Origin of the sequence: Streptomyces sp. MBT65 (genome assembly GCF_016612545.1) — a bacterium.
GTDB lineage: Bacteria > Actinomycetota > Actinomycetes > Streptomycetales > Streptomycetaceae > Streptomyces.
This window is the reverse complement of the sequence record NZ_JAENRY010000403.1, coordinates 1-6,598: the sequence shown is the minus strand read 5'-3', so window position 1 is coordinate 6,598 and position 6,598 is coordinate 1. Positions and strand designations below refer to the sequence as shown.

General features: G+C 71.9%; 4 protein-coding genes. 3 read left to right on the top strand and 1 reads right to left on the bottom strand.

From position 1 onward, the window contains the following. The coding region (locus JHN63_RS46345; RefSeq protein ID WP_200691152.1) for a hypothetical protein at nucleotides 1–440 on the top strand (440 nt) is incomplete at its 5' end. 263 nt (nucleotides 441–703) lie between these two features. Here the strand turns inward: JHN63_RS46345 and JHN63_RS46340 are convergent. Further along, entirely contained in the window at nucleotides 704–1,339 is a 636-nt protein-coding gene (locus JHN63_RS46340) for a hypothetical protein (RefSeq protein ID WP_200691151.1), read from the bottom strand. Nucleotides 1,340–1,707: 368 nt separating this feature from the next. On the opposite strand from JHN63_RS46340, the gene JHN63_RS46335 reads away from it, so the two are divergent. Next, nucleotides 1,708–3,867, top strand: coding sequence for a RecQ family ATP-dependent DNA helicase (locus tag JHN63_RS46335; RefSeq protein ID WP_200691150.1), 2,160 nt, complete (start codon nucleotides 1,708–1,710; stop codon nucleotides 3,865–3,867). Nucleotides 3,868–4,163: 296 nt separating this feature from the next. After that, nucleotides 4,164–5,918 carry a DUF4192 domain-containing protein gene (locus JHN63_RS46330; RefSeq protein ID WP_200691149.1) on the top strand — a complete coding sequence of 585 codons (1,755 nt, stop codon included), beginning with the start codon at nucleotides 4,164–4,166 and terminating at the stop codon, nucleotides 5,916–5,918. Nucleotides 5,919–6,598 lie beyond the last annotated feature (680 nt).

Here is a 6,598-nt window from a genome sequence, read left to right as displayed (position 1 = left end):
CCGGACCCGCGGGTCCGGCTGTTCCCGCCTCCTCCGACACCGCTGTGGCGACTCCGCAGATCCAGCTGATCCCGGCCTCGGCCGAGGGCGCGCTGGACGCTGCGGAGGAAGCCGTCGACCTGCTCCTGGAGTCGGGTCGTGCCCCCGGTGACGTGCTGGTGATCACCACCGGCGAACCGCACCCGTGGGCCGCCCACGAACTGTCCTTCGGCGAAGCCTCCTACTGGGCTCAGCACGACGCGCGCGACGACGTCTTCTACGCGGACGCCGCCGTCGCGGGCCGGGCGGCGTCCCGTCCCGTCGTCGTGGTCGCCGTCAACGGAGGCGCAGCCGCCGTTGCCACCACCGCCCTGCCCCTGGCCCTCGGCCGGGCCGGCACCCTCCTGATCGTCTGCGGCGACCCGCAGCAGATCAACTCGGTGCTGGGCGCGGGCGTCTGAGCCTTCCGGGAATTCCCGGAAGGCTTTCGGCGGGCGACGGCGGTCGGATGAACGCCGTCGCGGTGGTCTGTGCACGGTGAGCCGTTCAGCGTGCGCGGATTTCTGGTGCGGTCCGTGAAATGTGCTGTCCGCGCGCGTACTTTTCGTCCGTGCGCGCCACACCGTGACCGGGCACGCCGGAGACTCCACCCAGGTCTGCTGGGCGCCGTACGGAATCCCCGTGGTGCCGACGCGCGGTCCGGGCTCGGCGCCCGGACCGGGTTTCAGCGGGCCGCGGCGCGGCGCATGACCTCCGAGGCGGCGCCGCCGGTGCGGGGCAGCAGGGGCGGTACCTCGGACATGGCGAAAGGTTCCGGCGTGGAGTCCGCGCTGGGCCGTCGGCCGCCGCGCCCCTCGCCGAGCACCTGCCAGCCGTCACGCGTCAGCGTGATGTAGGCCCCGCAGCGCAGCCCGTGCAGGGTGCAGGCGTCCCGCAGCCCCCACATCCACGCGCCGTCCTCCTCCGTCCAACGCCCGTCGCCCTCACGGCAGTAGAGCAGCACGGCCGTGCGCACCGGAGTGCGGCGGCGCAGATCGTGCGGGATGACACGACGGAGCTGCGCGAGCAGCGCGTTGCGGAACATCCAGCCGTCGGCCGGGGCGGACCGCCGGACGAACGAGGCGCTCGCGAGCAGCCGCTCGTCCGGATCGAGGACGGCGACGATCGCGGTCGCCGGTCTCGGACGATGCCGGGAGTGCAGCCCGCTGACGACCTCGCGCGGATTGCGCAGCAACGGGATTCCGGCGGCGGCCCATTCGGAGGGTTCGAGCAGACGAGCCAGGGGGTTGGCGGAAGCGGCGGACAGGTCGGCAGACGTCGACGTGGATGCCGCGGAGGACGGAGCGAATCCGAAGGTCACGGTCCTCCCTTCGGCTACGCGCCCACACTACGGGCGAGGTCGGATTGGGGGGAGCGCACACCGCAGCAGAGCCCTACCGGATCACGGACGAGCCGTGCGGGGAGCGGACTCCAATTCTTCCTGTCGAACTTGGATGCGGCAACGAGCAAATGGGGCCACAGACCCTTATCTGCCGGTCTGTGGCTTATATCCCTACCCTCTGCGTCACCCGGCGACGCCTGGGACGTTCGAGCACAACACTTTCGTACGCCATTGATGTGCGCGAGGTCCATAGGGCGCCGGTCGGCCCGGGTGCGGGCACGGGGCCCGCGCGCTGAGCCACGGCGGGGGATTGGGCCGTTGTCAGTGGCGTGCTGTTGCATGGGGACATGAGCAACCAGGAGCTGCGTGCCGAAGCCGACGCCATCCTCGCCGAGCTCGTCGGTGACCCGAGCGGCACGGCGCGGCTGCGTGAGGACCAGTGGCAGGCGGTGGCCGCTCTCGTGGAGGAGCGCCGGCGCGCCCTGGTGGTGCAGCGCACCGGCTGGGGCAAGTCGGCGGTGTACTTCGTCGCCACCGCCCTGCTGCGCCGACGTGGCTCCGGACCTACGGTGATCATCTCGCCGCTGCTGGCGCTGATGCGCAACCAGGTCGAGTCGGCGGCACGGGCCGGAATCCGGGCGCACACCATCAACTCGGCCAACCCGGAGGAGTGGAACGACATCTACGGAGAGGTCGAGCGGGGCGAGACCGACGTGCTCCTGGTGAGTCCCGAACGGCTGAATTCCGTGGACTTCCGCGACCAGGTGCTGCCCAAGCTCGCCGCCACGACCGGCCTCCTGGTGGTCGACGAGGCGCACTGCATCTCCGACTGGGGACACGACTTCCGCCCCGACTACCGGCGGCTGCGGGCGATGCTGGCCGCACTGCCCGCCGGTGTACCGGTGCTGGCCACCACCGCGACCGCCAACGCGCGCGTGACCGCCGACGTGGCCGAGCAGTTGGGCACGGGCGCCGGCGAGGCCCTGGTGCTGCGCGGTCCGCTGGAGCGGGAGAGCCTGCGGCTGGGAGTGGTCCAACTGCCGGACGCAGCGCACCGTTTGGCGTGGCTCGCCGAGCACCTGGACGAACTGCCCGGCTCGGGGATCATCTACACGCTCACCGTGGCCGCCGCCGAGGAAGCCACCGCCTTCCTGCGGCAACGCGGCTTCAAGGTGGCCTCGTACACCGGGAAGACGGAGAACGCCGACCGGTTGCAGGCCGAGATCGACCTCCAGGAGAACCGGGTCAAGGCGCTGGTCGCCACATCGGCACTGGGCATGGGCTACGACAAGCCCGACCTGGGCTTCGTGGTCCACCTCGGCTCACCCTCCTCGCCGATCGCCTACTACCAGCAGGTGGGTCGTGCGGGGCGCGGTGTGGCCCACGCCGATGTGCTGCTTCTGCCGGGTCGCGAGGACGAGGCCATCTGGCGCTACTTCGCCGATACGGCGTTCCCGCCCGAGACACAGGTCCGGCAGACCCTCGCCGCCCTCGCCGACGCGGGGCGGCCGCTGTCCGTGCCCGCCCTGGAGACGGCGGTCGACCTACGGCGCGGCCGACTGGAGACGATGCTGAAGGTCCTGGACGTCGACGGGGCGGTCAGGCGTGTGAAGGGCGGCTGGGCGGCCACGGGCGCGGAGTGGGTGTACGACGCCGAGCGGTACACATGGGTGGCCAAGCAGCGCGCGGCCGAGCAACAGGCGATGCGCGACTACGTGAGCACGTCCGAGTGCCGGATGGAGTTCCTGCGCCGACAACTGGACGACGAAGGCGCGGTGCCATGCGGCCGCTGCGACAACTGCGCCGGCGCCTGGATCGATTCCTCGGTCTCGGCGGACACCCTGACCGGGGCGACGAAGGAACTGGACCGCCCGGGCGTGGAGATGGAGCCGCGCCGGATGTGGCCGACCGGGATGGCAGCGCTGGGTGTCGACCTCAAGGGCCGCATCCCGGCCAAGGACCAGTGCTCCACAGGACGCGCCCTGGGCCGGCTCTCCGACATCGGCTGGGGCAACCGGCTGCGCCCGCTGCTGGCCGACAACGCGCCCGACGGTCCCGTCCCCGACGACGTCCTGAAGGCCGCGGTGGCGGTCCTCGCCGACTGGGCGCGCTCTCCGGGCGGTTGGGCACCGAACGTCACGGATCCCTCCGCCCGACCTGTGGGGGTCGTGGCCGTACCGTCCCTGGCCCGCCCGCAACTGGTCGGTTCCCTCGCCCAGGGCATCGCGACCATCGGCCGCCTCCCTCTTCTGGGCACGCTGACGTACACCGGACCGGACGGCACGCACGCGGCACGCCGCAGCAACTCCGCCCAACGCCTCAGGGCCCTGTCCGACGCCTTCGCGGTCTCGGGGGAACTGGCCGACGCCCTTGCCGCCTCTCCTGGACCCGTCCTGCTCGTGGACGACTACACCGACTCCGGCTGGACTCTGGCAGTCGCCGCCCGTCTGCTCCGCCGGGCAGGCAGCGAACAGGTTCTTCCGCTGGTGCTTGCGGCGGCGGGCTGAGATTTCCTTTTCGGGACCGTCGTCGCTGCCCTGCGAACGAGGTGATTCGGCATGCGGGCGCGGTGATTCCGGCTGGGGGCGGGGCGAGTTCCGGCGGCGACTGACGCGGCTCGGCGGCTGCTCCTCGTCGGGTGATGGCGCGATCGCTGTCGGGTGGTGGAGCCAGCGCTGAGTACGGTCCCGATGTCCCGGTAGCGCGGGCCGACTTGGGCATACCGAACCCCATGTGGCGTGTCCCTGACCGGACTTATCCACAGGCCCAAGCGGAACTTCGTGATCCGCGAGATCGTCGACGCATGACGAATCACAGCGAAACGACCGGATCCTCCGAAAACGGCGACATCGAACCCACCGCGTACGAGCGACACGGCGCCGAGCACCAGGTCACCCTGCGCACCCCCGCCGAACTCGCCGACGCCCTGCCCTATCTGCTCGGGTACCGCCCCGAGGACAGCATCGTCCTTGTCGCCCTGCACGATCGGGGCGGCCGGGGCCGGTTCGGCGGCAGGGCCCGGCTCGGCATTCCCGCCGGCCCGGACGACTGGGCCTCCGTGGCACGGCAGTTGGCCCACGGCCTCGTGACCGGCAGCGAGCGCAGGGGAACCCGGCCCGAGCAGATGATCGCCTACGTCTGTCAGGAACCGGCGCCGGGAGAGTCGGGACGCCAGGTCATGGAACGCCTGCGCCCGCTCGTGCAGAAGCTGCGCACCGAGTGCGGCCGACTCGACGTGACCGTGATCGAGGCGCTCTGCATCTCGGACGGCCGCTTCTGGTCGTACTGCTGCCCGATCGAGGGATGCTGCCCGGTCGACGGATCCCCGATGGGTCTGCCGGGCACCTCCGTACTCGCTGCGGCGGCGACCTACGCGGGACTCCAAGTGCGCGGCACACTGAGGGAGTTGCGCACCAGGTTGCTGCCCTGGGAGACGGCAGCCGCGCTTCAGCAGGAAGTCGCTCTGGATGCCGCCGGCATGGCAATCGTTCCGAGGATTCTCGACGAGGTCGGCCGGGTGGACGTGGCGCAGGAGACTCTGGACCTCGCCCAGCGGATCATGAGGCGATTCGCCGCGTCACCGCTCGTGTCCGGTGCACTCCACTCGGACTACCGCGACGACGCGCTGCTTGCCCACGACGAAGCCGCCACGCTGATCCTCGGACTCCAGGACCGTACGACCCGCGATCGCGCCGCCGAATGGATGGAGGGCGACGACGCGGTACCGGCCCTGCGTCTCTGGCGCGCACTGGCCCGCCGCTGCGTCGGACCGTACCGGGAACACGCGGCGGCTCCTCTCACGCTCGCAGGCTGGGTTGCCTGGTCCACCGGCGACGACCTTGAGGCCAGGGAGGCCCTGGCCATGGCCCTGGGCGCGGATCCCGACTACCTGTTCGCCCGCCTCCTGCACCAGGCCTGCAACGAGGGCTTGGACCCGGAGTCGATCCGGCGCTGCCTGCGGGCGGAACGGGTGGGGCGTGCGGGAGTGGTGGGAGTTGGCGAAGTGGCGGGAGTCGGCGAGGCAGCGGGTGTTGCAGGGGGCGCGGGAGCTGGAGCTGGAGGGACGACGGGCGCCCGGGGCGCTGCGGCGGGAGTCGCAGAAATGACGGGCGCCGGAAGGGCGGCGGGAGCCGGAGAGATGGTTGGAGCCGGAGAAGCGACGCGAGTTGGAGGAGCACCGGCAGCCGCAAGGGCGGCGGTAGTTGCAGACGCGACGCGCGCTGCAGGGGCGGTGGGCGGCGTGGAGTCCGCCGACGGGTCCCTACGGCAGGGCGCGAGCGATCCCGGCGACGCTCCGGCCCTGGAGGCCTCGCCCGCGGCCTCCCGTCGTCGGCGACGTACACGCACCGCCGAGGGAGTCGAGGGCCGTCCCCGACTCTCGGGCGCGGACGGCCGCCGGTCCGGAACGGACGGATCCCGTCCGCGCACACCGGCACAGGGCACCGCACGCCCCGGCAGCACACGTTCGCGCACCTCCGGGAAGGGCGGTTCGCAGCGCCACGACACCTGCTCGGAGGCGCCGCAGCCGGGGAGCACCGGAATCGAGGGGGACGGGTGATCAAGGGCTGGGGGAGCGGCAGGCAACCTCACCGGTCCAGTGGTCGGCTCGGCACCCTCAGAGCCTGGTTGCACCGGATCTTCCGGATGCGGGCGGCGACTCGACGAGCGGTCGGTGTCCCCAGCGCGCGGGCCTGCGCCGGACTCGCTGAGGGGCACCCGGCGCGAGAAACGGGTGCGTGTGACCGGGGGACCGAGCGCCGGGTCGGAGGCCACCGGAGCCGGGGGATGGGCGCCAGTTGTCCAACCCTGCCGCCGCGCCGCCATTCGGTCGGCTTCCCAGGCCGCGGGCGTGACCAGGAGGAGCCCGGCTCCGTTCACCTGAGTGGCGGAACGCCTGAACGGGTCGTGTCGCCGGACAGCCCCTGTCCTCCCGGAACCGTCCATCCGGCGCCGAACACGTCTGAGGCGCACAGAGCGCAGAAGAAGCCGCCCATGCACCACCAGACTCCGCCCTCCGCCGACGACAACCGCCCTGACTCCGTTGACCCCGACCCGCGCCCGATCCAGGGCACCAACCCGTCGCCGCCGTACACGGGCACGGGCTCTGCGCCGCCGAACACAGGCACCGGCTCAGCGCCGCCACACACGGTCACCGCCGACCCAGAGCATCCACCGCAACCGTCCCATCGGCCGACCGGGCGCCCACTCTCCGGCCGGCCGATGGGACGGTTGCGGTGG